The organism is Chitinophagales bacterium, from assembly GCA_017303415.1.
Taxonomy (GTDB): domain Bacteria; phylum Bacteroidota; class Bacteroidia; order Chitinophagales; family Chitinophagaceae; genus SpSt-398.
The window spans coordinates 64,520-88,136 of the sequence record JAFLBJ010000003.1 but is presented as its reverse complement, the minus strand read 5'-3'; the positions used below and the strand labels follow the sequence as shown (position 1 = coordinate 88,136).

Below are 23,617 nucleotides of genomic sequence, written 5' to 3'. Positions count from 1 at the left end.
TTTCGGTTTTAATGAATAATTCGTTTTTATTTATCAGACGTCGATACGGGCATATTTTGCATGGCTTTCGATGAATTCGCGACGCGGGGCCACTTCATCACCCATGAGCATGCTAAAGATACGGTCCGCTTCGGCGGCGCTTTCGATGGTCACTTTTTTCAGTGTGCGTGAATCGGGGTTCATCGTGGTGATCCACAATTGTTCGGCGTTCATTTCTCCCAAACCTTTATAACGTTGCACATTCACACTGTCATCCTTTCCACCACCGATGCGTTCCACCTGTGTTTTTCGCTGTTCTTCATTCCAGGCATAGGCCTGTTCTTTTCCTTTCTTAACGAGGTAGAGAGGGGGCTGGGCGATATAGACGTATCCATGTTCGACCATTTCCTTCATATACCGGTAAATAAAGGTCAATATCAGGGTGGCGATATGGCTTCCATCCACATCGGCATCGGTCATGATGATCAGTTTGTGATAGCGTAGTTTGGCTAGGTTCAGGGCCTTGGGGTCTTCAGCAGTGCCTACGGTTACCCCCAGGGCGGTAAACATATTGCGGATCTCTTCGTTTTCGTAGATCTTATGTTCCATTGCCTTTTCTACGTTCAGGATCTTACCCCTTAGAGGCAGGATAGCCTGATAGTTCCGGTTACGACCTTGTTTGGCAGTACCACCGGCCGAGTCACCCTCAACGAGGAAGAGTTCACATTTTTCGGGGTCACGGTCTGAGCAGTCTGCCAGTTTGCCGGGCAATCCGCCCCCGCTCAATACAGATTTACGTTGCACCAGTTCGCGTGCTTTGCGTGCTGCAACGCGGGCCTGGGCGGCCATGATCACTTTGCTGATGATATTCTTCGCATCGCGTGGGTTCTCTTCGAGGTAAGCCTCCAATACTTTGGAAACCGTGGTATCCACCACACCCATCACTTCGCTGTTGCCGAGTTTGGTCTTGGTTTGTCCCTCAAATTGAGGCTCGGGTACTTTTACCGAAACGATCGCGCTTAATCCTTCGCGGAAATCGTCTCCTTCGATCTCGATCTTGGCCCTTTCAAAAAGCCCTTCGCGGTCACCATAGGATTTGAATACCCGGGTAATGGCCCGGCGGAAACCGGATACATGGGTACCTCCTTCAATGGTGTTGATGTTATTGACGTACGAATAGATATGTTCGTTATAACCGCTGTTGTAGCGGAGGGCGACCTCCACTGTTACATTGGTATTTTCATCCCGGCCTTCAACAAAAAGCACGTTCGGGATCAGGGGCTGGCGACCGGCATTGGTATCCAGCATTTCCACAAACTCAATGATACCGCCTTCGCTATAGAAGGTCTTGGTATAAGTTCCATCCCCGTTTTCCGTTTCCCGAAGGTCATTCAGAATGATCCGAACCCCTTTGTTGAGGTAGGATAATTCGCGCAAACGTCCTTCCAGTATATCTTTTTTGTAAATGGTAGTGGTAAAAATGCTGGCATCGGGCCAGAATTGAACCCGCGTACCTGTTTGGTCAGATACACCGATCTCGCGAACGGGGTATTGGGGAACACCAATATGGTACTCCTGTTCGAAGATCTTTCCCTCCCGTTGAACGGTGACCTGCAGTTTGCTACTTAACGCGTTTACGCAACTTACACCCACCCCGTGCAAACCCCCGGAAACCTTATAGGATCCCTTATCAAATTTACCCCCGGCGTGGAGCACGGTCATTACGACTTCCAGCGCGCTCTTTTTCTCCTTTGTATGGATCGCTGTGGGGATACCCCTTCCATCATCCTCTACGGTGATGGAATTGTCGGCGTTAATCGTTACCGTAATGTTCTTGCAATATCCTGCGAGGGCCTCGTCAATCGAGTTGTCTACCACCTCATAAACAAGATGGTGCAATCCCTTTTCGCTGATATCGCCGATGTACATCGCGGGTCGTTTCCGGACCGCTTCCAGCCCTTCCAGGACCTGGATACTATCTGCTCCGTAGCTCCCTTGAGAAGTGCCTTTGATTTCAGTAGTTTCTGTGCTCATATAGAGGGGAAAATAGCCTGTTTTTTTTCAGAAAACGCAGGTCTGCAAATGTACGAAAACAGGGTCGAATCCAGGCTTTTAATTATGGATTTTGGAGATTGACAATCAGGGAGTCGTGAGACGTGAATCGTGAGGAGTGAGACTGGACTCACGACTCACCCCTCACGACTCACGTTTCACTATCTCTTCACAATCTGCGCCACCAGATCGGCTTCGCAACATACCTTATTACCCACATATGTGGTGCCTTTCATTTCGCAGATTCCCCGGCGGATAGGGGCCGCCAGTTCCATTTTCAGGATCAGGGTATCTCCGGGAACCACTTTTTGCTTGAATTTGCAATTATCGATCTTCAGGAAATAAGTATCATATTGGCCCTCACCACTCAGGTTAATCGCCAGGATACCACCACATTGGGCCAGGGCCTCGATCTGAAGCACCCCGGGCATCACTGGATTACCCGGAAAATGGCCTTGAAAAAACCACTCGTTGAAAGTCACATTCTTTACCCCTACGATATGGTTATCACTCAGGTCAATGACCTTGTCGACCAACGCAAATGGAAAACGATGAGGCAATGTTTTTTCAATATAGCTCTGGTCATAGATCGGTGGCTGATTGGGATCATAGTTTGGTATATCCCGGATATGCCGGTTCTTCTTGATATACTGTTTGATCACTTTGGCAAATTCAACATTGGTGCTATGTCCCGGTCTGTTGGCAATGATCCGGGCCTTGATGGGGTAACCTACAAGACTCAGGTCGCCTACCACATCCAATAATTTATGCCGGGCAGGTTCATTGGGAAAACGAAGTTCAAGGTTATTCAAATAGCCTTCGCTTTTAACCTCGATCTTCTCTTTCTTGAATATTTTTTGCAGACGGGCCAGTTCCTTTTCATCTACCGGTTTGTCTACCACAACGATCGCATTGTTTACATCCCCGCCTTTGATCAGGTTATGCTCCAACAGCATTTCCAATTCATGTAAAAAGCAAAAAGTGCGGCAGGGTGCGATCTCGGATTTAAAATCCCCCATCTTTTTCAGTACCGCATGTTGGGTACCAAGAACGGGCGAATTAAAATCAATGAGGGTGGTTACGGAATAATCGGTGGCAGGAAGGGCCACCATTTCCACCCGCTTTTTATCGTCGTAATAATTCAGGTTTTCGTCAATGCTGTACCAGTGTTTGGTTGCATCCTGTTCCAGTACCCCTGCCTTTTCTATGATCTCGATAAAAGGCTGGGAACTTCCATCAATAATGGGGATCTCAGGCCCATTTAATTCAACCAGTGCATTATCTACCCCCATTCCGGTCAGGGCCGCCAGCAAATGTTCCACCGTACTCACTTTGCCCCCATTTGCTTCCAGGGTGGTGCCCCGGCTGGTATCGGTCACCAGGTCACAATCGGCTTTGATCACGGGTTCACCCGGCAGATCGATACGCTTAAACTGGATGCCATAACCGGGATTTGCTGGCTTGATCCGCATATCCACCATGACACCAGTATGTAAACCGGTTCCCGAGATATTTGCTTCTCCGGAGATAGTGTGTTGCTTATCAGGGTTAAAGGGTTGACTCATGACAAGTATTTGGAGGGCAAAGATAGGAGGAAATCGGGGAGGTTGGATGGCGCAGGTTGGATGGCGCAGGTTGGATGTTGGATGTTGGATGACGGAGGACAGATGACTGATGACGGATGACAGATGACGGATGACAGATGACAGATGGCGGATGACAGCCACCCTAGGTCATCCAACATCCAACATCCAACATCCGTCATCAGTCATCTGTCCTCCGTCATCTATCATCCAACATCCGTCCTCCACCCTCACACCACCCTGTAATTCCTATACGCAAACAACCGCTTCCCAAATTTCTTTTCAATGAAATGCAGGACGCGGTATTTGAATGGCATGTTCTTTCGGGAAATGTCTAATTGCACATCCCAGTTCTTTTGGGCAATGCGCTCTTTCATTACGTGGGGATGGGTGCCGGTAAACCGGTCGAGGGAATCAAAATCACCAGTGTAATCAAAAATATCCTTTACTTCTTTTTGAAACTCTTTCTCCTGGTCTTCACTCCAGAAAATGCCAAAGTTTTCGCGTTTCAGTTTTTGCTTTTCCGGATGTTTTACCCAGCCATAATGATAGATATAAGCTTCAATGGGTTTAACACGAAGTTTCTCGCCGTTTTTCCGAAAACCCTGGGCATCGCGGTAGGATTTTATTGCCGGGTCATTCCGAATGATCCGGATCTCCCGGTCGTACCACCGGCGGGAGTCTCCCACATGGTCATAGTTTCCATAAAAATGGAGGTATTTGAAGAGCAGACCTTCAATATGCTGATCGGAACAATACTGCTCCATGGCCGCCCGAATAGCCGGGTGATATTTTTCGTGTACCACTTCATCGGCCTGCAAATAAAAGGCCCAGTCCGTATCCGGGGAAATGGCCTGAAAGGCTTTATCGGTTTCAATGGCAAGGATACTGCCGCCCGACCTAAGTTTATCATCCCAATGGGATTGTACAATCCGGATCTTCTCCGATTGGATCGAGCGGATGAGTTCGAGCGTGCCATCTTCGCTCTGTCCGACACTCACCACAAATTCATCCACCAGGGGAAGGATGGACAGGATCGATTCCACCACCGGGTAATCATACAATACTGCATTACGTACGATGGTAAAGCCGGTGACCTTCATGCCGGTGATTTAAAAGGAGTTTTCTTTTTCGAGGAGTTTCCTGATGATGGCTTCCAGGTCCTTTACCCTTTTTTCCAGTTCAGGAAGTTTTCGGCTAACCGCCTGACTGCGCAGGGCGGCCGTATAATCATGGGCCGGGGAACCTGTTACGGCCTTTCCGGGTTCGATGGATTTACTCACACCACTCTGCGCGTTGATCTTGGCGCCATCCCCAATAGTGATATGACCAACAATACCCGCTTGTCCGCCGATCATTACACCTTTTCCAATTTTGGTACTGCCGCTCACACCGGCCTGGGCCGCGATCACACTGCTATGACCGATCTCCACGTTATGGGCGATCTGTATCAGGTTATCCAATTTGGCGCCACTTCGAATGATCGTAGAGCCGATGGTGGCCCGGTCGATCGTGGAATTGGAACCTATCTCTACATGGTCCTCTACAACCACATTTCCAATCTGGGGTACTTTCTTGAAGCTACCGTCCGCCTGGGGGGCAAATCCAAACCCATCACTTCCCACCACAGTGCCACTATGAATGATCACATTATTTCCGATCACACAATCATGGTAGATCACCACACCCGGATGAAGGATACAATTTTCACCCACTTTTACCTGGTTGCCCAGGAATACACCGGGAAATAATTTGGTGCCTTTACCAACAACAACGCCATCACTGATATACGCAAATGCCCCGACAAAAACCTGCTCTCCAATACTGGCACTTTGTGCCAGGAAGGAGGGTTGCTGGATACCCGTCAGTTGCTGGGTCCTCAATTCCTGGTATTTTCCCAATAAAGCCGCAAAGGCTGAATAGGCATCGGGTACCCGGATCAGGGTGGCCGATACGGTTTTTTTTAAAGGCAGCGACTCATTGATGATAATGATACTTGCGCCTGTTGTATATAAGTAATCTTCGTATTTAGGATTGGCCAGAAATGCCAATTGGCCCTCGCGGGCCTCCTCGATCTTGCCAAATGATCCAACCGCTATTCCCGGATCTCCTTCCACTTTTCCCTGGATCATCAAGGCGATTTGTGCAGCAGTAAATGTCATAAGAATTGAAGTCAGCGTAAATAGCAAATGTAGTGCTTTTTAACAGGGGCAGATACCTGGGTATGGATAAGGGCATTATCCACCTCCGAGATATCCCTGAGGGTGCCATCCTTGAACAGGATATTGATCTTCTCATCCCGCACATTGTAGGTGGTGATGGTAGCGGCCCCGGTAAAGGCAAAATAATGTGTTTCGTTTGTGGAGATACCCAGTTTTTCCACTGCTTCCTGCTGTTTCCCGGCCAGCATTTCCACTGGGAAAGGCTCGGCCTGAAGCCTGATCTTGAGCAATCGGCGGTCCACCAATTGCCTGCATAGAGTTGACAGGATCTTGTCCGGATGCCCCATCCAGGTTTTCACCGTGGCCATTACGTCATAGTCATCCAGACTACAAAAGATATCCAGGTGGGTACTGTCAAAAGCCCCGGCTCCGGTTTTCTGCAAAAAGAAATCAAGGGCGGGGGTGGCAGCCTTTACCGGCGTCCCGTTTTCGATCAGTTCTTTTGCTCGGCGAATGATGTGTACCAACATCATTTCGGCGCAGACCACGGTCTTATGTAAATAGACCTGCCAGTACATCAACCGGCGGGAGACCAGGAATTTTTCTATGGAATAAATGGCTTTTTCCTCCACTACCAGGTTCCCATTGTGAACAGCCAGCATTTTGAGTATACGGTCATACGCGATAACACCCTCCGAAACACCGGTAAAAAAGCTGTCACGGCTCAGGTAATCCATCCGGTCCACATCCAATTGACCCGATACCAACTGATGGAGAAAGGGCTTTGTATATTGGTTGGTAAAAATGGCGATGGCCGTTTCCAGCTGTCCACCAAACTCCTTGTTCAATAATTGCATGATCTGGAGGGAAATGGTCTCGTGATGTACATCCCTGATCAATTCGTGCTCGAGTGTATGCGAATAAGGCCCATGTCCGATATCATGAAGCAGGATCGCGATCTTGGCGCCTAATTCCTCTTCGGGAGTAATGTCCACACCCTTGCCTTTAAGTTCCTGCAGGGCATTACACATCAGGTGGTATGCACCCAGGGAATGGTGTAACCGGGAATGAACCGCCCCCGGATAGACCAGGTGGGCAAAAGCCATCTGGTAAATGCGGCGAAGCCGCTGATAATAAGGATGGGCAATAATATCAAGCAATAAGGGATGATCGATGGTAATAAAACCGTAGACCGGGTCGTTTATGATCTTGCGAATGGATGGCATAGTTAAAGATCCAAACTTAATGACACGAATTTTTAAACACGAATTTTAACGAATTAACACTAATTACACGAATTTAATGCCAACTTGTGGTATTGATGTAAATCCTTTCTTCCATATAATTCATGCAATTCATGTTAATTCATTAAAATTCGTGATAATAACAATTGAACTGCAAAGATTATTTAAAATAAATATTAAATGGCCTTAGCAAAAATACTCTGGGTAGATGATGAAATCGAAAGCCTGCAATCCCAAAAACTCTTCCTGGAAAGCAAGGGATATGAGGTGCATGCCCTGACCAATGGCTTTGATGCGATCGATTATGTAAAGGAAAATCCCGTGGATGTGGTATTAATGGATGAGAGTATGCCGGGTATAACCGGGTTGGAAACCCTGTCCAAGATCAAGGAGGTAAACCAGCAGATCCCTGTCGTGTTGATCACCAAGAATGAAACAGAGAACCTGATGGATGATGCCATTGGTTCCCAGATCAGCGATTACCTGATCAAACCAGTCAACCCCAACCAGGTGTTGCTCAGTTTAAAGAAGATCCTGGATAATAAAAGACTGGTATCGGAGAAAACAACTACGGCCTATCAGCAGCAGTTTCGCAACCTGTTCATGGCCCTGAACAGCAATCCCGACCACAATGAGTGGATGGATATTTATAGAAAACTTGTGTATTGGGAATTGGAAATGGGTAAGTCGGATAGTCCGGAAATGCGTGAAGTACTCCAAACCCAGAAGAATGAGGCCAATACGGAGTTCTTTAAATTCATTTCCCGGAACTATGCATCCTGGATCAGTGGCAAGGCCGAATCCAGTCCCATTATGAGCCACCAGTTGATGAAATTCAAAGTGCTTCCTCATCTGGAAAAGGGGACACCTTTGTTTTTTGTCTTATTGGATAACCTGCGCTTTGATCAGTGGAAAGCGATTCAGCCGATCTTTTCCGAAAGCTTTCGGGTACTGGAAGAGGAAACCTTCTACAGCATTCTCCCCACGGCCACCCAATATGCCCGCAATGCTATTTTTTCGGGACTGCTACCGATGGAAATTGAAAAGCAATTTCCGTCAGAATGGAAGAATGATGATGAGGAAGGAGGCAAAAACCTGCATGAAGAGTTATTCCTGAAAGCACAGTTGAAACGGTTAAAAATGGATGGCCTTCGCGTATCCTATACCAAAGTGGTAAATAATCAGGCGGGACTTGATCTCGTGAACAATATCCATAACCTGATGAACAATGACCTGAATGTGATCGTCTATAATTTTGTCGATATGCTCAGTCATGCCCGCACGGAAATGGAAGTGTTAAAGGAACTGGCCGGGGATGAAGTTAGTTACCGGAGCATTACGCAAAGCTGGTTCGAGCATTCTCCACTACACCAGGCCCTGAAAAAGATCGCGGATAAAAACCTGAAACTGATCCTGGCCACCGATCATGGTTCGGTGCGGGTAAAAACACCGTATAAGGTGGTTGGTGACAAACAGACCACGGCGAACCTTCGTTATAAACATGGTCGCAACCTGAACTACGAAGCCAAAGAAGTGCTTGCTTTTCGTGATCCCCGCGAAGCCGGACTTCCAGTACCTACCGTGAATTCTTCTTTCATCTTTGCCCGTGAAGACGGGTATCTCTGCTATCCCAATAACTATAATTATTACGCGAATTACTATCGGAACACCTTCCAACATGGAGGTATCAGTCTGGAAGAAATGATCGTGCCGGTGATACGGATGGGAGGGAAGTGACGGAGGACTGATGACAGATGACAGATGACAGATGACGGAGGACAGATGACAGATGTTGGATGTTGGTTGGTGGGGGTTTGCTGTGCGAGACCGGAGGTCTCGCACCATTATCTTGTCGCCTCTGGCGACTCGAATTAAGATAAATTGAATTTGACAGTATAATAAGAGATTTCGCCAGAGGCGACAGGAGACACATGCCATACCTCCGGTCTCGCACAGGCACCCTCCGCCAACCAACATCCAACATCCAACATCTGTCATCTATCCTCCGCCCCCCCCCCACTCCCCTGTGGAAAACTCCTCTCTCCAACCCCCTTCAATCCGCCTAAATTTGTATGAACTGAAGAAGAAACGAATACATGAAGTACAATCAAACGACCCTGGATAAACTTGAAGGCATCGCGCAGGAAGCCGGTTACATCATTCGCTACGAACGTGGCACTTTTCAATCCGGATATTGCATTCTGGAGCAACGAAAAGTGATCGTGTTAAATAAATTTCTTCAAATGGAAGGTCGCATCAATACCATGGTTGACCTTCTTCCCCAATTACGCATCGAAGCCGAAAACCTGACCCCCGAATCACAGAAGCTGTACGCGGAAGTGCTGGAGCGGGTAGGGACGGTTTGAGGAGGGATGACAGATGTTGGATGACAGATGACGGATGACAGATGACGGATGTTGGATGTTGGAAGGGAGTTGAAGGGCACATCTTTTAATAATATTATTAGCTTATGTCGCCAGAGGCGACGGAAGACACGTGCGAGACCAGAGGTCTCGCACATCCATCCTCAGTCATCTGTCCTCAGTCATCTGTCATCCAACATCCAACATCCAACCCCCAAACATCGTACCTTCGTCCAGTGACCTGTCCTCCGTTATCCATAACTTTTCTTGGCACCGGTACCAGCAGCGGGGTTCCCATGATCGCCTGCGATTGTGAGGTTTGCCTCTCTACCAATAAAAAAGATAAAAGGCTTCGTTCCAGCGTATGGATCCGTTCTGAAAGAACATCACTCGTCATCGATACTGGTCCCGATTTCAGGTACCAGATGCTCCGGCAGCAGGTAAAGAAACTGGATGCTGTTCTTTTTACCCATCCGCATAAAGACCATCTGGCAGGATTGGATGATATACGGGCGTTTAATTTTTTTTCCAAAAAGCCCATGGAAGTGTATGCCGATTCACTTACCGAAGAGGCCCTGCGGCGTGATTTTTATTATGCTTTTTCTGACACCCGCTACCCGGGTATTCCCGAACTTGACCTGCACACTTTTACAAATGAGCCATTTTATATTGGCGATATTCCCATCATTCCTGTACAGGTTTGGCATATGAAGATGCCCGTTATGGGATTCCGGATCGGAGACTTTACCTATATTACCGATGCCAACCGGATTGAAGAAGAGGAAAAAAATAAGATCAGGGGGAGTAAAGTGCTGGTGTTAAACGCGCTTCGTAAACAGAAACATATCTCCCATTTCAGTTTATCGGAGGCGATAGACACAGTCATGGAATTGAGTGTACCCTTAGCTTATTTTACCCATATTTCCCACCAGTTGGGTTTGCATGACGAAGTAGAATCCGAACTGCCCCAACATATCCATCTCGCGTATGATGGCCTGAGTTTGGAAGTTTGAGATTCCCGCAGTGTATCAAAAAACTAACAATTGTTAGTATATTGCGTACCCATAATTCTTTAAATATGGATTTTAGACAATCAGAATTGACCGATCAGGTAGCTCAAACAGCACGCGATTTTGCCCGACAGCATATCCTTCCCCACGTCATGAAATGGGATGAGAGCCAGGAGTTCCCCGTGGAGGTATTTAAAGAGTTGGGAAAACTCGGAATGATGGGGGTTTTGGTACCCGAGAAATATGGTGGAGCCGGCTTGGGGTATTATGAGTATAAATCGATCATTGAAGAAATCGCTAAGGTTTGTGGCTCCATCGGCCTGAGCCTGGCTGCCCATAATTCTTTGTGCACCGGTCATATCCTGGCCTTTGGTAATGAAGAACAGAAACAGAAATACCTTCCCAAACTGGCCACTGCCGAGTGGATCGGAGCCTGGGGGCTTACCGAACCCAATACCGGGAGCGATGCCGGTAACATGAGGACCACAGCCGTTCGTGAAGGTGACCACTGGATACTGAATGGCACCAAGAGTTGGATCACCCATGGCCGGAGTGGAGATATAGCCGTAGTGATTGCCAGAACAGGCGAGCCTCGCGCCAGGAACAATGCCACTGCCTTTGTGGTTGAGCGTGGAACCACTGGCTTTAGTGGGGGTAAAAAGGAAAATAAACTGGGGATGCGCGCCAGCGAAACTGCTGAAATGATCTTCGATCAGTGCAGAATACCCGATAGTCAGCGACTGGGAGAAGTGGGAGAGGGGTTTAAACAGTCCCTTAAGGTGTTGGATGGAGGGCGTATCTCCATTGCCTCACTGGCCCTGGGTATAGCTAAAGGCGCATATGAGGCTTCCGTTCAATACTCCAAAGAACGATATCAGTTCGACCAACCCATATCAAATTTTCAGGCTATTTCCTTTAAACTTGCCGACATGGCCACGGAGATCACTGCGGCTGAACTGCTCATCCTTCAGGCCTGTGACCTGAAACAACGTGGGGAACCAATGACCAAAGTGAGCGCCATGGCCAAGTATTATGCCAGTGAAGTGGCGGTACGCGTGGCTACCGACGCCGTCCAGATATTTGGCGGGTATGGCTATACCAAGGATTTCCCCGTAGAAAAGCATTACCGGGATGCCAAACTTTGCACCATTGGTGAAGGCACCAGCGAGATACAAAAACTCGTTATCTCCCGGGAAGTTCTCAAATAAGTAATGAAATACCGTTAAAAAACGGAGTGATTACTGTTCATTCAACGGAGGTCAGATTAAGAAAAATGACGATAGATTTGCGGACACGCATCCATTCATCATCTTAAAACTGATCTTTTATGAAAAAAACATTAGTGGCCCTAAATGCCATCGCATTGGTATTTATTGGTATTTACGCCTGTAAGCAAAGGACGGCAGGCACCGACGAAATGAATCCCTGCACATCCGTACATGCCCGTGATTATTCGGGACAGAAAGCCGAAGGAATGATCTCCCTTGCTCAGGCCACGGAGATTACCCAACTTTATTATCAGGATTATAATAAATCACATATCGGAGTGGATGGGAAGGTGACCAAAGATGAGGACACAAGAAATATCTGGTATAGCCTGGAAACATTGAAGAAATATATTTGGGCCATCGAGGATACCTTATGTAAACAAGGTTGTAACCTGGACAGCCTGGGGCTTGGGCTTCATTTCTATATGGCCAAGTACCCGGATGCCAAGCAATGTGTGGCCATGGGAGTTGATTCCTCTTACGCCCACCACCAGACCCTGGTGATTACGGCAACCTATAAAGATGGCAAGACCAATATCGATTTTGATCCTTACTATGTCGGAAGCCAGAAATGTAAGCCGACTCCGCTAAAGTCTTATATGGCCCAGGCTGCGAACAAGGGTGAGGGCATGGTGATGAAAGGAGGAGGCGATGAAGGAGCCGGGGCATTGAATCACGGTGGATTGATCCCTCCGCCCTTTGGCGATGGAAGCTTTCCGACCGGAAATTAATAAAATTGTTTTCACAGTATGAGTGATTACCTGAAATGGGTGGTGACCCTGAATGTTTTTGAAGGGCTGGCCTTTTTAACCGGAATTATCTTCTGGAAGAAGTACCGCCATCATTACTGGAAATGGTTTGCCCTTTATCTGGGTGTGATCTTCCTGACAGAATTGACGGCGGAATACGTGGGTCATGTGCTTGGTTTGGTAAAACCCATGTACCGGATGTATTTCTTTTTTGCGATCCCCTTTCAGTTTCTTTTTTTTTTCTGGCTTTTCTCCAGGTCATACGCGGAACAAAAACAAAGACGCTGGTCCTATATCGGGGCCGGCGTCTATATTCTGGCCTGGTGGACCGAATTCCTTTTCCTTCAGCAGACCCGGTTAGCGTTTCAGTCCTTTTCCTATACCATGGGAAATATCATCCTGCTTTTATTGATCCTACAATTCTTTGTCGGGTTTATAAGCAGTGACCGGATATTGAATTACCGACAGGAGCCGATGTTCTGGGTCTGTCTTGGTTTACTGGTCTTTTACCTGATGACCCTGCCTTTTTTTGGATTATGGAATACCCTGGCCACCAAGTATATAAAATTCTTTAGCCATTATTGGATCCTGCAAATGGTGTTGAACTGCCTGATGTACACTTTCTTTGCCTTATCATTTATTATGGGAAAATGGAAACAACCCTCTTCCTCATACTGATCAATATTGTGATGCTGATCCTTGTGGTCGGGATCCTGGTGTTTATTTTTCAATACCGGCGAAGGAAGGTATTGTACGAAAAAGAGAAATTGCTGGTGGAAGAACAGCATAAACTGGAAATACTCCATACCCAGTTAAATGCCCAGGAGCAAACGATGCAGTTCATCGGCCGGGAGATTCACGATAGTGTGGCCCAGAAACTGACCCTAGCCACGATCTATACCCAGAAAATGGAGTATGAGAACCAGTTCCCGGTGCTTACCGAGCGACTAAAAAAGGTGAGTAGCGTGCTCAATGATTCGCTGGAAGAGTTGCGTGACCTGTCTCGTACCCTAACGGATAATCGTATGCAGGACGCCTCCTTGTCCGAGCTGCTTTCCTTTGAATGTGGCCGTGTGAATGATACAGGTGTATGCCGGGCGACCGTTCATTCGGATTACCAGGGTAGGGTAAGTGTATTGGTCAAAAGTTTTCTGTTACGGATCGTCCAGGAATTCATTCAAAACAGTCTCAAACATTCCCAGGGCGATTTGATCACCCTGCAGCTCCGGGAGATGCCGGACGGGCTGCTGCTCTCTGCAGCGGATAATGGGATCGGATTTGATAGCGATAATGTGCAGTCGCGTGGGATCGGACTCGGAAATATGAAACGCCGTGTCCATCTCATCGGGGGATTCTTTAATTTGCGGAGTGAACCAGGCAAGGGTACTCATCTTGAGATCAAGATACCGGGTAAGAACCTCGCTTCTGATGAATAACCGATGGAAAAAACCATTGTCATTGTCGATGATCATATCCTGATCGCGAAAGCCATCAGTTCGATCATTGATCAATTTTCTCAATACCGCGTTTTATACGAATGCGAAAATGGAAGGGTCCTCCAGGAACGATTTCTTCAAACTGGACAGGTGCCGGATATTGTCCTGCTCGATGTTTCCATGCCCGAAATGGATGGATTCGAAACTGCCGAATGGATCTATAAAAATCATCCGGGTGTACAGGTCATGACCCTGACCATGCAAGGGGATGACCAGACCCTGCTCCGCATGATCAAATGCGGGGCCCGCGGGTTTATTCAAAAAAATATTCACCCCGCCGAACTTGAAAAGGCGCTTGAATCACTCACCACCCGTGGGTTCTACTACTCCGATTGGGCCGCCAGCCGTATTTTTCAAAGCCTTTCGCCCAACGAAGAAAATACGGTGACCAATCAACTCAGTAACCGGGAAAAAGAATTTCTTCAATACGCCTGTACCGAGCTTACCTATAAGGAGATCGCTGAAAAAATGTATTGCAGCCCCCGCACCGTCGAAAGCTACCGGGATACCTTATTTGAAAAACTAGGAGTTAAAACCCGGGTGGCACTGGCTTTGTATGCAGTGAAGATCGGGTTGCACAAGCTTTGAGATTTTTGGTAATAGGGGAGGTTGGATGTTGGATGTTGGATGATGGGTACGGGTCCCGAAGAATCGGGAAGAAGTTCGAAGTCCGGCCTTTTCCGCCTTTGTCATCCAACATCCAACATCCAACATCCAACATCCATCATCCAACCACCAACCCCCACCTCTAAAACGGCCGCTGCCCCGAGCTTTTCCAAAAAAACTCCGGCACCTCGCGTTGCAACAGGTATTTATAAAAGAAGGTATAAGTCTCGGTCCGGTTGTGAATACCCTTCTGTCCGCCGATCCCATGCCGCTGTCCGGGATATACCATGAACTCAAACCTCTTCTTCAGGTCTTGTAATTTATCGATCAGGACAAGACTGTTTTGCATATGCACATTGTCATCCGATGTGCCATGAATGATGCGTAAGGTGCCTTTGAGTTTATCGGCATAGGTCATTACCGAAGTAAGTTTATAGCCTTCAGGGTTCTCCTGTGGTGTATCCATGAAACGTTCGGTATAGTGGGTGTCATAAAATTGCCAATCGGTTACCGAGGCATTGGCCACACCATGGGTAAACACATCTGCCCCATAGGTCAGCGCCATACAGGTCATATATCCACCAAAACTTCCACCGGTAATACCGATCCGGTTACTGTCCACAAAGGATTGGCCACGGAGCCATTTGGCACATTGCATATAATCCTCGATCTCATATTTCCCCAATTGGCGATGGATGAAATCCTGGCCTTTCTTTCCAAAATGACCACTGCTGCGGTTATCAAAAGCTACCTGGATCAATCCTTCCTTGGCCCACCAAAGTTCCTGGGCCGAAGTACGCCATTGATCATATACGGTACCTGCATTGGGTCCACCGTAAATGCTGGTCAGGACAGGATATTTTTTAGAGGGATCGAAATTGAGCGGGTAGGTGATCTTGACCGGCAGGTCAAATAATCCATCTGCCGACTTTACCCGTACGATCTCGGTCCGGGGCTTGGCAAAATCTCCATATTCCTCGCCAATAGCATTACCCAATTCACGTATCACCTTCCCTTTCATATCCATCAGCACCATGGTATTGGGTGTGGTCAGGTTGGAATAAGTCGTGATAAAATATTTGTTGTTCGGAGATAGGTTCATGTTGGTGAAACTATATTCACCAAAGGAGTGGCGGATAAGTTTCTTGCCATCAAAGGATGCCGAATAAAGATCAAATCGTGCTGAATTCTCTTTGCGGGCGCTGAAATAAACCGTTTTCTTTTTTTCATCGATACGATAAATGGCCCCAACGGTGAATTCACCATTGGTGATACGGCTGATCTCTTTACCCTGTTTGTCATGCAGGTAAAGTTGTGCCCATCCGCTTTTATCGCTTTTAAGAATAAATCCATTTCCGGAAGGAAGAAATTCAAAACGGTCTTCCTGATCCAGATCGATCCAGGTTTTCTGTTCTTCTTCATACACCAGGGATTTTGCGCCGGTGTTCAGGGCGATATCATAAATCTTCAAATGGTCTTGACCACGGTTCATCCAGGATACCCAGAGTTTGTTATCAGGTGTCCAGCTGGGCGTACCAAAATACTGGTCGTCTTTTTCATTGAAATCCGCCCAGGTTATTTTGGAGGTGGCAATATCTGCTACCCCCATCCGTACTTCGGGGTTGGGGTCACCTGCTTTGGGATATCTTTCATTTTCAAGAAAACCATGCTGGTCTTTGATCACATAGATCGGAAAGGTTGGAACCTTGCTGTCATCAAAACGCATAAAGCAGATGCTCTTGCTATCGGGGCTCCACCAAAAAGCTTTGTATCTCGAACGACGGCCCAGTATCTCTTCAAAATAAACCCATGAAGCATAGCCATTTTTAATGGTCTCACTGCCATCGGTGGTCAGGCGGGTGGATTGTTCAGTGGCCACATCCATTACATACAGGTCATTGTTCAGCGTATAGGCCGCCCATTTACCATCCGGGGAGAGGGTCAGGTTTTTAGCCTCCTTGGGAGAGGCCATATCCTTTTGCGCCATATTGGTGGAAGCGGTTACATACGGAACTGCTTTTCCGGTTTTTACATCCACGGAAAACAATTTCATTTTTCCATCCGCCTCATCCTTGCGGTTTTCAATATAATGATTGTCATCTACCCAATCCCTAACCTGGGGCAATGGTTTGCTCAGCTTGATCGGGGCGTTCTCAAATGCCTGTTGGTAACTTACTTCTTTCGTCTGGCCAATTACTGCCAGAGATAGAGCGAAGAAGGCAAGTGTTAGAAGTCGTTTCATATTTTGGGGTGTTTTTTGATTGTTTTGTGAGACGTGAGGCGTGAATGGTGAGACGTGAATGGTGAATAGTGAATCGTGAATCGTGAGACGTGAGACGTGAGGGGTGAATAGTGAATAGTGAATGGTGAATGGTGAATAGTGAATGGTGAATCGTGAGCATAATACTCTTTTCATTCACTATTCACTATTCACCCCTCACGCCTCACGCCTCACCTCTCACCTCTCACGTCTCACGTCTCACGTCTCACGCCTCCCGCCTCTCCGCCCTCACCTCACTTCCTGCATATCCACCAATCGCCTGTAAAATCCATTCAGTGTCATCAACTGATCGTGATTTCCTCGCTCAACGATACGGCCTTTTTGCAGCACAATGATCTCATCAGCATGCCGGATCGTGGAAAGCCGGTGGGCGATCACGATACTTGTTCTGTTTTGCATCATATTGTTGATGGCATCCTGCACCAGTCTTTCGCTTTCAGTATCGAGTGAGGAAGTGGCTTCATCCAGGATCAGGATAGGAGGGTTCTTGAGTACGGCACGGGCAATCGTCATGCGTTGTCTTTCGCCGCCACTTAATTTACTCCCCCTGTCTCCGATATTCGTTTCGTAGCCCGCTTCTTTTTGCATGATAAAGTCGTGGGCATTGGCCACTTTCGCCGCCTGTTCCACTTCCTGCTGACTGGCATCCGACATACCCAGTTTGATATTATGGGCGATGGTGTCATTGAACAGGATCGGTTCCTGAGTTACGATACTCATTAGTTGTCTGACCGAATGAAGCGAATAATCCCGAATATTGATTCCGTCTATCAGTACTTCTCCGGCGGTCACATCATGAAAACGGGGAACCAGATCGGCCAGCGTGGATTTACCTGCACCGGAAGAACCTACCAGGGCAACCGTCTTTCCTTTTTCGATCACGAGGTTGATATCGTCCAGGATCACCGCATCATCATAGGCAAAACGCACACCCCTGAATTCGATCCTGTCTTTGAATGTATCAATGATCTTTCCATTCGGGTTGTCATCTACCGTTACGGGTGTATCCAATATCTCTTCAATACGACCAATGGCAGCCGTGCCTTTGCGCATATTGCTAAAGGAGGTGGAAAGGGTTTTGGCCGGGTTGATCAGGTTATAAAAAATACCGAGGTAGCCGATGAAAGCAGAAGCTTCCAGGGCGATCTCTTTGTTCAATACCAATCGTCCGCCAAAATAAAGAACTCCGCAAAACAGAGCCACCCCCATGACCTCTGACAAGGGAGAGGCTAAATCACGACGATAACTGATCTGGTTTTTGGAGTGCAATAATTCTTCATTGGTGCGGAAGAATTTATTTCGCAGCAGCTTTTCAATATTAAATGCCTTGATCACCCTTAACCCACCCAGGGTTTCATCGAGTGTGGAGAGGGTTTCACCAAATTTATCCGCCACGCGTTGGGAGTGTTTTTTTAGTGACCGGGTAATGCGGCCGATCACGAGTCCCAGGACAGGTAGGAGCACAATGATAAAAGAAGTGAGCTGGGGACTGATAAAAAACAATACCCCCAGTGTAATGAGTATGGTCAGCGGATCACGGATCCAGCCTTCGAGGGTCCCGACAACAGATGTTTCCACTTCGGCCACATCAGTGGTCATCCGGCTCATCAGGTCGCCTTTTCTTTTTTCATTAAAAAAACCAATGGGTAGCCGAAGGATCTTGTCATACAGGTCCTCCCGTAACTTATTCACTACCCGGTTCTTTAACGGGTTGAGGATATAGTAGGATAAATAAAGGGTCAGGTTTTTGAGGAAGATAAAAATCACCATCAGGATACAGATCATCCCCAGTGTTGGGATCTTTCCTTTTTTCCCAATAGAATCAAGCAGAAAGGTCTTGACCCATTGGATCAGGGGATTGGAGGAAGTTTGGGTGATGGTACTGCAATCTGCACATTCCGGTTTGGGGTTCATGAAGATCAGGTCAAAGAAGGGCATCAACATCCCGATGGACACGATGGAGAACACGATGCTCAGGAGGATGAACAGAAAATAGAGGGTGATCTTCCCTGTGTAGGGCGACAGATACCTGAAAATCCGGGAGTACTGCTTCATTCGGGGCAAAGTAACTAATTTTACCACGAATAAATGTGTGTATATGAAGGAAGGTAAAAGACAGAAACAGGTTGGCAGCCTGATCAATAAGGAGATAAATGATATTCTTCAGCGACTTGGTTTGTCCATGATCGATGGGGGTATGGTATCGGTTTCGGCGGTTCGGATCACGCCCGATCTGTTGGAGGCCCGGATCTATTTGAGTTTTTTCAAGATCGAGGATCCTGCAGCTGCCTTGAAGCGGATCGAAGACAGGGGCTGGGAGATCAAGAAGGAGTTGGCCAACCGTATCAAACTCCAATTGCGGCGCATACCTGAGATCAAGTATTTTGCCGATGATACCCTCGACCATGTATTCAAGATGGAAGACCTCTTTAAGAAGATCCGTGACGAAGAAGAAGGGAACAAACAACAATAACCGCGAATACCTTGCATTTTCTATTTGCCTGGCGCTATTTCAAGGCCAAAAAGACCACAAATGCCATCAATATCATTGCCTGGATCAGTATCCTGGCTATGTTGATTGGGACGGCGGCGCTTATCCTTGTTTTAAGTGTTTTCAATGGCTTTGAGGGATTGGTCAAATCCCTTTACTCTTCTTTTTATACGGATCTTAAGGTATTTCCCGCCGAAGGAAAGGTGCTGACCCTGTCCCAATCTCAATTGGACCAGATCAAAGGAGTGAGTGGCGTCAATGCCTGGTCCTTTGTACTGGAGGAAAAGGCCCTTGTTCAGAATGGTGACTACCAATCGATGGTAACTATCAAAGGAGTGGATGCCCAGTATCCACGGGTGTCGGGCGTGGCTCGTAATGTAGTGCGGGGCGAATTCACCCTGGGAAATGCCGAGAACCCTTCGCTGGTACTCGGGTCAGGGGTGGAAAATGCGCTAAATGTAATGGCCGATCGTACCCTACTGCCTCTGGTGGTTTATCTGCCGGATAAACAGGCGGGGTTATCCACCGATCTCATGCGTTCAGTTCGTTCGCAAACAGCCCTCGCTTCAGGCGTATTTGCAATCCAGAAGGATTTTGATAATAAATATGCGATCACCAACCTGGATTTTCTGCGACAGATGACGGGTTTGCGTGAAGACCAATCCGGTGGATTGGAGATCGCAATCACCGATCCCGGACAGGCCAATGCATTGCGCGACCAGATCCAGGCGCTGCTGGGGAATAATTTTAAGGTGATGACCCGGTATGAACAAAACAAGGGGTTGTATTCCGTAATGCGTGCTGAGAAATGGGTGATCTATGCTGTGTTGAGCCTGATACTGGTTGTAGCAGCCTTCAATATGATCGGGGCATTGACTATGCTGGTTTTGGAAAAGCGAAAGGATACATTGGTCTTGCATGCACTTGGGGCCACACCTGGATTCATTCAGCGGATATTCATCACCGAAGGGCTTTTGCTGGCCCTGATAGGTGGTGGGCTGGGAATGATATTGGCCATCATCATCGCCCTGGGGCAACAACATTTTCACTGGCTGAGTCTTGGCGGAGGATCCTTCCTCATCAGCTATTTTCCTGTGGAATTACACCTGGCCGATTTTCTTCTGGTTGGTGCTACGGTTTTCCTGATCTCTTTGTTAGCCGCCTGGATCCCGGCAAGAAAAGCAGGGGAGACGGACGGGGAGTTGAGGTACTAAATACCTGGATTAAAAGATAAAAGGATTTATAAGATTGATTATCGACTAATCAATCTTATAAATCCTTTTATCCTGGTAGTTAATAGTCTCCCAATGTCTCTGGCAACTGCGCCAGGGCTTTAGCCAGTTGCTCATCATTAGGGGCAATGCCATGCCATTCGTGGGTGCCTTGCATAAAGTCAACACCGCTTCCCATTTGAGTCTTCATGAGTATGACAATGGGCTTACCTTTTCCACGAAATGTCTTTGCTTCTTCCAGTTTTGCAGCAACGGCTTCGGGGTCATTTCCGTTTTCGAGGTGGAGCACCTGCCAGCCAAAAGCTTCGAATTTGGCACCGAGATCCCCCAAATTCATTACTTTTTTGGTTGGACCGTCAATTTGCTGACCGTTCCAGTCAACCGTGGAGACCAGATTGTCCAATTTATGGTGTGCTGCGAACATAATAGCCTCCCAATTCTGTCCTTCCTGCAGTTCTCCATCACCATGCAGGGAAAATACGGTCGTATTTTCACCATTTAATCTTTTGGTCAGAGCGGCGCCGATGGCCACGCTCATTCCTTGTCCGAGCGAGCCTGAAGCGATACGAATACCGGGCAAATGTTCATGCGTAGCCGGGTGTCCCTGCAGCCGGGAATTGAGTTTACGGAAGGTGGCCAATTCTTTAATATCAAAATATCCGGAACGGGCCAATGTGCTGTAATACACAGGGGAAATATGGCCATTGGAGAGGAAAAACAGGTCTTCTCCTTTGCCATCCATATGGAAGGAGGGGTCATGTTTCATCACCCGAAAGAAGAGTGCGGTAAAGTAGTCTGTACAGCCGAGGGAACCACCCGGGTGACCACTGGCGCATCCATGAACCATTCTAACAATATCTCTTCTGATTTGCGACGAGATTTCAGTAAGTGCTGCCATTTTTTGGGGAGATTTTAAACTTTTTATAATAAATCAATTCAAATGATCGTTTTTGGAAACGGTGCAAATGTCTGACTTTTTTGAAAGAACCACGCATTTGCCCTAAGTAAATTCCGGTCAAAATTGCCAATATCCGCATGATAATCACATATGTGCATTAAAAAAGTTCATCAGTGATTCCTGATCTTGGCGGTTGAAGCCTATTTTTGCAACCAATTCCGGTTATTTCTTGATTGTAGCCACCATCCAATTATCCAAAAACCACCGGCTACTATCGGCCAAATAACGGACCAAACGAAAGGACTTTATGACTACGACAACTTTACTGCTGTTTTATTTTATTATTGCGGCTTCAGTATCGTTTCTGATCAACTATCTATTGCTCAAATTTTCCTTCAATCTCGGTTCCCGAAACAACATCGCTTTTAAGCAGGTACGTTGGTCTTCTCACGTTAAACCTTCGGTAGGAGGTATTTCCTTTTTTATCGTTTTCCTGATCTCTATCGCTATCATCGGACTCATCCCCAAGGCACAGAATTTTGTCATGGATAAGCAGATGGTCGGGATCATGGCTGCATCCACGCTTGGTTTTCTTATGGGACTGGCCGATGATGCCTATAACACAAACCCCCTGATCAAATTCCTGATGCAGGTGTCCTGTGCCGTTATACTGTTGGCCTGCGGTATCAAGACCAATATCTCCAATATTGAAATCATCAACATCCTCTTTACCATTACCTGGGTTGTGGGACTGATGAATTCGATCAATATGCTGGATAATATGGATGCCATCACGGGTTCCATTTCTTCGCTGATCATCGGCGGACTTATTACTGTGGCCCTTGTTTCAGGTAATGTATCCGGAAATCTTTATCTCTATCTTCTGGTCGGTGTACTGGGATCCATCATTGGTTTCCTGTATTTCAACTGGAGTCCCTCCCGTATCTATATGGGAGATACCGGTAGCCAGTTCCTGGGGGTATTCCTGGCCTCTACCAGCATTCTTTACTTCTGGCAGTTCAACGATGGCAATCAGGGTGTATTCCAGATCAAACCTTTCGTAATTCCTGCCCTGTTCTTTATTGTTCCCCTGATCGATACCACCACGGTAACCATCCGCCGGCTCATGAAAAAACAATCCCCCTTTGTTGGCGGGAAAGACCATATTACACACCACCTGGCCTATCTCGGGTTGAAAGACCGTCAGGTAGCTTATGTACTGATCGGTACCAGCCTTCTTTCTTTCCCGATCGCCGTTCTTCTGATGACCGATACCATTGCCTGGACAGCCGCCGCTTCCATTGGTGTGCTTGGGTATGTGGTAGCCCTGTTCCTGGTTTTCCAATGGCTCTATATCCTCGGCGCCCGCAAACAAAAAGCCCGTCAAAAAGCCGAAAGAGCGATTCCGAAGATCACCAAGGACTCTTATTCTTATCAGGTGGAGAAAATTCCGGTTAATAGTTGATATTGGATGACAGATGACCGATGACCGATGACGGTTGTCCGGGGTTCTGGCTTTTCTACTCCAAACCTCCGACATCCAACCTCCGACATCTGTCATCCGTCATCCGTCATCTGCTCTCCGTCATCCAACTATTTTCCCTAAATTCGCCTTCCCAAATTCCACAGTTATGGCAGAAGATATTTCCAGCATTATTGAGTCTACCGAAGACTCCATGAAGAAAGCGATCGCCCACCTAGAATCAGAACTCACTAAAATACGCGCCGGAAAGGCCAATCCCCAGATGTTGGATGGTTTGGTAGTTGATTATTACGGTTCACCCACGGCACTCAATCAGGTAGCCAATATCAGTGTATTGGATGCCAGGACCCTGAGTATCCAACCCTGGGAAAAGAATATGCTGCAGCCTATCGAACGCTCGATCATCGCTGCCAATATCGGTGTCACCCCCCAAAATGATGGCGCAGTGATCCGCCTTTTTCTGCCCCCATTGACCGAGGAAAGAAGAAAGGAACTGGTTAAACGTTGTCATGGCGAAGGAGAACACTCCAAAGTGGCCATCCGGAATATCCGCCGCGATTCCATCGAAGGCATCAAGAAACTTCAGAAGAACGGTCTCTCAGAAGATGCCTGCAAAGACGCCGAAGAGCGTGTCCAGCAAGTGACTGACAAGTATATCGCCTTTGTTGATAAACACCTGGCTTCTAAGGAGAAAGAGATAATGGCCGTTTAAGACAACCT

At 47.3% G+C, this 23,617-nt stretch carries 20 protein-coding genes; 12 read left to right on the top strand and 8 right to left on the bottom strand.

The window, feature by feature from the left end:
* Positions 1-33: 33 nt before the first annotated feature.
* From gyrB to J0M30_15485, 5 genes are all read right to left on the bottom strand, one after another.
* The gene (gene gyrB, locus J0M30_15505; GenBank protein MBN8668902.1) at positions 34-2,013 is read right to left on the bottom strand and encodes a DNA topoisomerase (ATP-hydrolyzing) subunit B; all 1,980 of its coding nucleotides are present in this window, start codon (positions 2,011-2,013) and stop codon (positions 34-36) included.
* Between the two features lie 179 nt (positions 2,014-2,192).
* On the bottom strand, positions 2,193-3,596 hold the full coding sequence (locus J0M30_15500) for a bifunctional UDP-3-O-[3-hydroxymyristoyl] N-acetylglucosamine deacetylase/3-hydroxyacyl-ACP dehydratase (GenBank protein MBN8668901.1): 1,404 nt from the start codon (positions 3,594-3,596) through the stop codon (positions 2,193-2,195).
* Positions 3,597-3,844: 248 nt separating this feature from the next.
* The gene (locus J0M30_15495) at positions 3,845-4,717 is read right to left on the bottom strand and encodes a glycosyltransferase family 2 protein (GenBank protein MBN8668900.1); all 873 of its coding nucleotides are present in this window, start codon (positions 4,715-4,717) and stop codon (positions 3,845-3,847) included.
* A 9-nt stretch (positions 4,718-4,726) separates the two neighbouring features.
* Complete coding sequence (lpxD, locus tag J0M30_15490; protein MBN8668899.1) at positions 4,727-5,776, bottom strand: UDP-3-O-(3-hydroxymyristoyl)glucosamine N-acyltransferase; 1,050 nt, start codon at positions 5,774-5,776, stop codon at positions 4,727-4,729.
* 11 nt (positions 5,777-5,787) lie between these two features.
* Positions 5,788-7,002: an HD domain-containing protein gene (locus tag J0M30_15485; GenBank protein MBN8668898.1), complete on the bottom strand. Its 1,215-nt coding sequence runs from the start codon at positions 7,000-7,002 to the stop codon at positions 5,788-5,790.
* Positions 7,003-7,200: 198 nt separating this feature from the next.
* On the opposite strand from J0M30_15485, the gene J0M30_15480 reads away from it, so the two are divergent.
* The 8 genes from J0M30_15480 (at position 7,201) to J0M30_15445 (ending at position 14,494) form a co-directional block, all read left to right on the top strand.
* Positions 7,201-8,757 carry a response regulator gene (locus J0M30_15480; GenBank protein MBN8668897.1) on the top strand — a complete coding sequence of 519 codons (1,557 nt, stop codon included), beginning with the start codon at positions 7,201-7,203 and terminating at the stop codon, positions 8,755-8,757.
* A 359-nt stretch (positions 8,758-9,116) separates the two neighbouring features.
* Positions 9,117-9,386: a hypothetical protein gene (locus tag J0M30_15475; GenBank protein MBN8668896.1), complete on the top strand. Its 270-nt coding sequence runs from the start codon at positions 9,117-9,119 to the stop codon at positions 9,384-9,386.
* A 233-nt stretch (positions 9,387-9,619) separates the two neighbouring features.
* Positions 9,620-10,396, top strand: a complete 777-nt coding sequence (locus tag J0M30_15470) for an MBL fold metallo-hydrolase (GenBank protein MBN8668895.1) — start codon at positions 9,620-9,622, stop codon at positions 10,394-10,396.
* 65 nt (positions 10,397-10,461) lie between these two features.
* Positions 10,462-11,601, top strand: a complete 1,140-nt coding sequence (locus J0M30_15465) for an acyl-CoA dehydrogenase family protein (protein MBN8668894.1) — start codon at positions 10,462-10,464, stop codon at positions 11,599-11,601.
* Between the two features lie 119 nt (positions 11,602-11,720).
* Positions 11,721-12,392: a hypothetical protein gene (locus J0M30_15460; protein ID MBN8668893.1), complete on the top strand. Its 672-nt coding sequence runs from the start codon at positions 11,721-11,723 to the stop codon at positions 12,390-12,392.
* A gap of 18 nt (positions 12,393-12,410) precedes the next feature.
* The gene (locus tag J0M30_15455; protein MBN8668892.1) at positions 12,411-13,088 is read left to right on the top strand and encodes a hypothetical protein; all 678 of its coding nucleotides are present in this window, start codon (positions 12,411-12,413) and stop codon (positions 13,086-13,088) included.
* Positions 13,061-13,846, top strand: a complete 786-nt coding sequence (locus J0M30_15450) for a hypothetical protein (GenBank protein ID MBN8668891.1) — start codon at positions 13,061-13,063, stop codon at positions 13,844-13,846. The genes J0M30_15455 and J0M30_15450 overlap by 28 nt, the downstream gene beginning before the upstream one ends.
* A gap of 3 nt (positions 13,847-13,849) precedes the next feature.
* Positions 13,850-14,494: a response regulator transcription factor gene (locus J0M30_15445; protein ID MBN8668890.1), complete on the top strand. Its 645-nt coding sequence runs from the start codon at positions 13,850-13,852 to the stop codon at positions 14,492-14,494.
* A 160-nt stretch (positions 14,495-14,654) separates the two neighbouring features.
* Here the strand turns inward: J0M30_15445 and J0M30_15440 are convergent, their stop codons facing one another.
* A complete protein-coding gene (locus J0M30_15440) occupies positions 14,655-16,754 on the bottom strand; it encodes a S9 family peptidase (protein MBN8668889.1) in 2,100 nt (699 codons plus the stop codon).
* Positions 16,755-17,021: 267 nt separating this feature from the next.
* Entirely contained in the window at positions 17,022-18,848 is a 1,827-nt protein-coding gene (locus tag J0M30_15435; GenBank protein ID MBN8668888.1) for an ABC transporter ATP-binding protein, read from the bottom strand.
* Between the two features lie 43 nt (positions 18,849-18,891).
* On the opposite strand from J0M30_15435, the gene rbfA reads away from it, so the two are divergent.
* Together rbfA and J0M30_15425 are read left to right on the top strand one after the other, a co-directional pair.
* Complete coding sequence (rbfA, locus tag J0M30_15430; protein ID MBN8668887.1) at positions 18,892-19,266, top strand: 30S ribosome-binding factor RbfA; 375 nt, start codon at positions 18,892-18,894, stop codon at positions 19,264-19,266.
* A gap of 11 nt (positions 19,267-19,277) precedes the next feature.
* Positions 19,278-20,498, top strand: coding sequence for an ABC transporter permease (locus J0M30_15425; protein MBN8668886.1), 1,221 nt, complete (start codon positions 19,278-19,280; stop codon positions 20,496-20,498).
* A gap of 79 nt (positions 20,499-20,577) precedes the next feature.
* Here J0M30_15425 and J0M30_15420 read toward each other — a convergent pair whose 3' ends face one another.
* Complete coding sequence (locus J0M30_15420) at positions 20,578-21,414, bottom strand: transketolase (protein ID MBN8668885.1); 837 nt, start codon at positions 21,412-21,414, stop codon at positions 20,578-20,580.
* A 307-nt stretch (positions 21,415-21,721) separates the two neighbouring features.
* Between J0M30_15420 and J0M30_15415 the strand changes: the two genes are divergently transcribed.
* Both J0M30_15415 and frr read left to right on the top strand, forming a co-directional pair.
* On the top strand, positions 21,722-22,879 hold the full coding sequence (locus J0M30_15415; protein MBN8668884.1) for an undecaprenyl/decaprenyl-phosphate alpha-N-acetylglucosaminyl 1-phosphate transferase: 1,158 nt from the start codon (positions 21,722-21,724) through the stop codon (positions 22,877-22,879).
* A gap of 166 nt (positions 22,880-23,045) precedes the next feature.
* Positions 23,046-23,609: a ribosome recycling factor gene (gene frr, locus J0M30_15410; protein ID MBN8668883.1), complete on the top strand. Its 564-nt coding sequence runs from the start codon at positions 23,046-23,048 to the stop codon at positions 23,607-23,609.
* Positions 23,610-23,617: the final 8 nt, after the last annotated feature.

Bases quoted from the DNA above. Each gene is read 5' to 3' on its own strand.
- J0M30_15450 (MBN8668891.1), top strand. From the start codon at position 13,061: ATGGAAACAACCCTCTTCCTCATACTGATCAATATTGTGATGCTGATC.
- J0M30_15420 (MBN8668885.1), bottom strand. From the start codon at position 21,414: ATGGCAGCACTTACTGAAATCTCGTCGCAAATCAGAAGAGATATTGTT.
- rbfA (MBN8668887.1), top strand. From the start codon at position 18,892: ATGAAGGAAGGTAAAAGACAGAAACAGGTTGGCAGCCTGATCAATAAG.
- J0M30_15440 (MBN8668889.1), bottom strand. From the start codon at position 16,754: ATGAAACGACTTCTAACACTTGCCTTCTTCGCTCTATCTCTGGCAGTA.
- J0M30_15455 (MBN8668892.1), top strand. From the start codon at position 12,411: ATGAGTGATTACCTGAAATGGGTGGTGACCCTGAATGTTTTTGAAGGG.
- gyrB (MBN8668902.1), bottom strand. From the start codon at position 2,013: ATGAGCACAGAAACTACTGAAATCAAAGGCACTTCTCAAGGGAGCTAC.
- J0M30_15480 (MBN8668897.1), top strand. From the start codon at position 7,201: ATGGCCTTAGCAAAAATACTCTGGGTAGATGATGAAATCGAAAGCCTG.
- J0M30_15475 (MBN8668896.1), top strand. From the start codon at position 9,117: ATGAAGTACAATCAAACGACCCTGGATAAACTTGAAGGCATCGCGCAG.
- J0M30_15435 (MBN8668888.1), bottom strand. From the start codon at position 18,848: ATGAAGCAGTACTCCCGGATTTTCAGGTATCTGTCGCCCTACACAGGG.
- J0M30_15445 (MBN8668890.1), top strand. From the start codon at position 13,850: ATGGAAAAAACCATTGTCATTGTCGATGATCATATCCTGATCGCGAAA.
- J0M30_15495 (MBN8668900.1), bottom strand. From the start codon at position 4,717: ATGAAGGTCACCGGCTTTACCATCGTACGTAATGCAGTATTGTATGAT.
- J0M30_15415 (MBN8668884.1), top strand. From the start codon at position 21,722: ATGACTACGACAACTTTACTGCTGTTTTATTTTATTATTGCGGCTTCA.
- frr (MBN8668883.1), top strand. From the start codon at position 23,046: ATGGCAGAAGATATTTCCAGCATTATTGAGTCTACCGAAGACTCCATG.
- J0M30_15465 (MBN8668894.1), top strand. From the start codon at position 10,462: ATGGATTTTAGACAATCAGAATTGACCGATCAGGTAGCTCAAACAGCA.
- J0M30_15500 (MBN8668901.1), bottom strand. From the start codon at position 3,596: ATGAGTCAACCCTTTAACCCTGATAAGCAACACACTATCTCCGGAGAA.
- lpxD (MBN8668899.1), bottom strand. From the start codon at position 5,776: ATGACATTTACTGCTGCACAAATCGCCTTGATGATCCAGGGAAAAGTG.
- J0M30_15460 (MBN8668893.1), top strand. From the start codon at position 11,721: ATGAAAAAAACATTAGTGGCCCTAAATGCCATCGCATTGGTATTTATT.
- J0M30_15485 (MBN8668898.1), bottom strand. From the start codon at position 7,002: ATGCCATCCATTCGCAAGATCATAAACGACCCGGTCTACGGTTTTATT.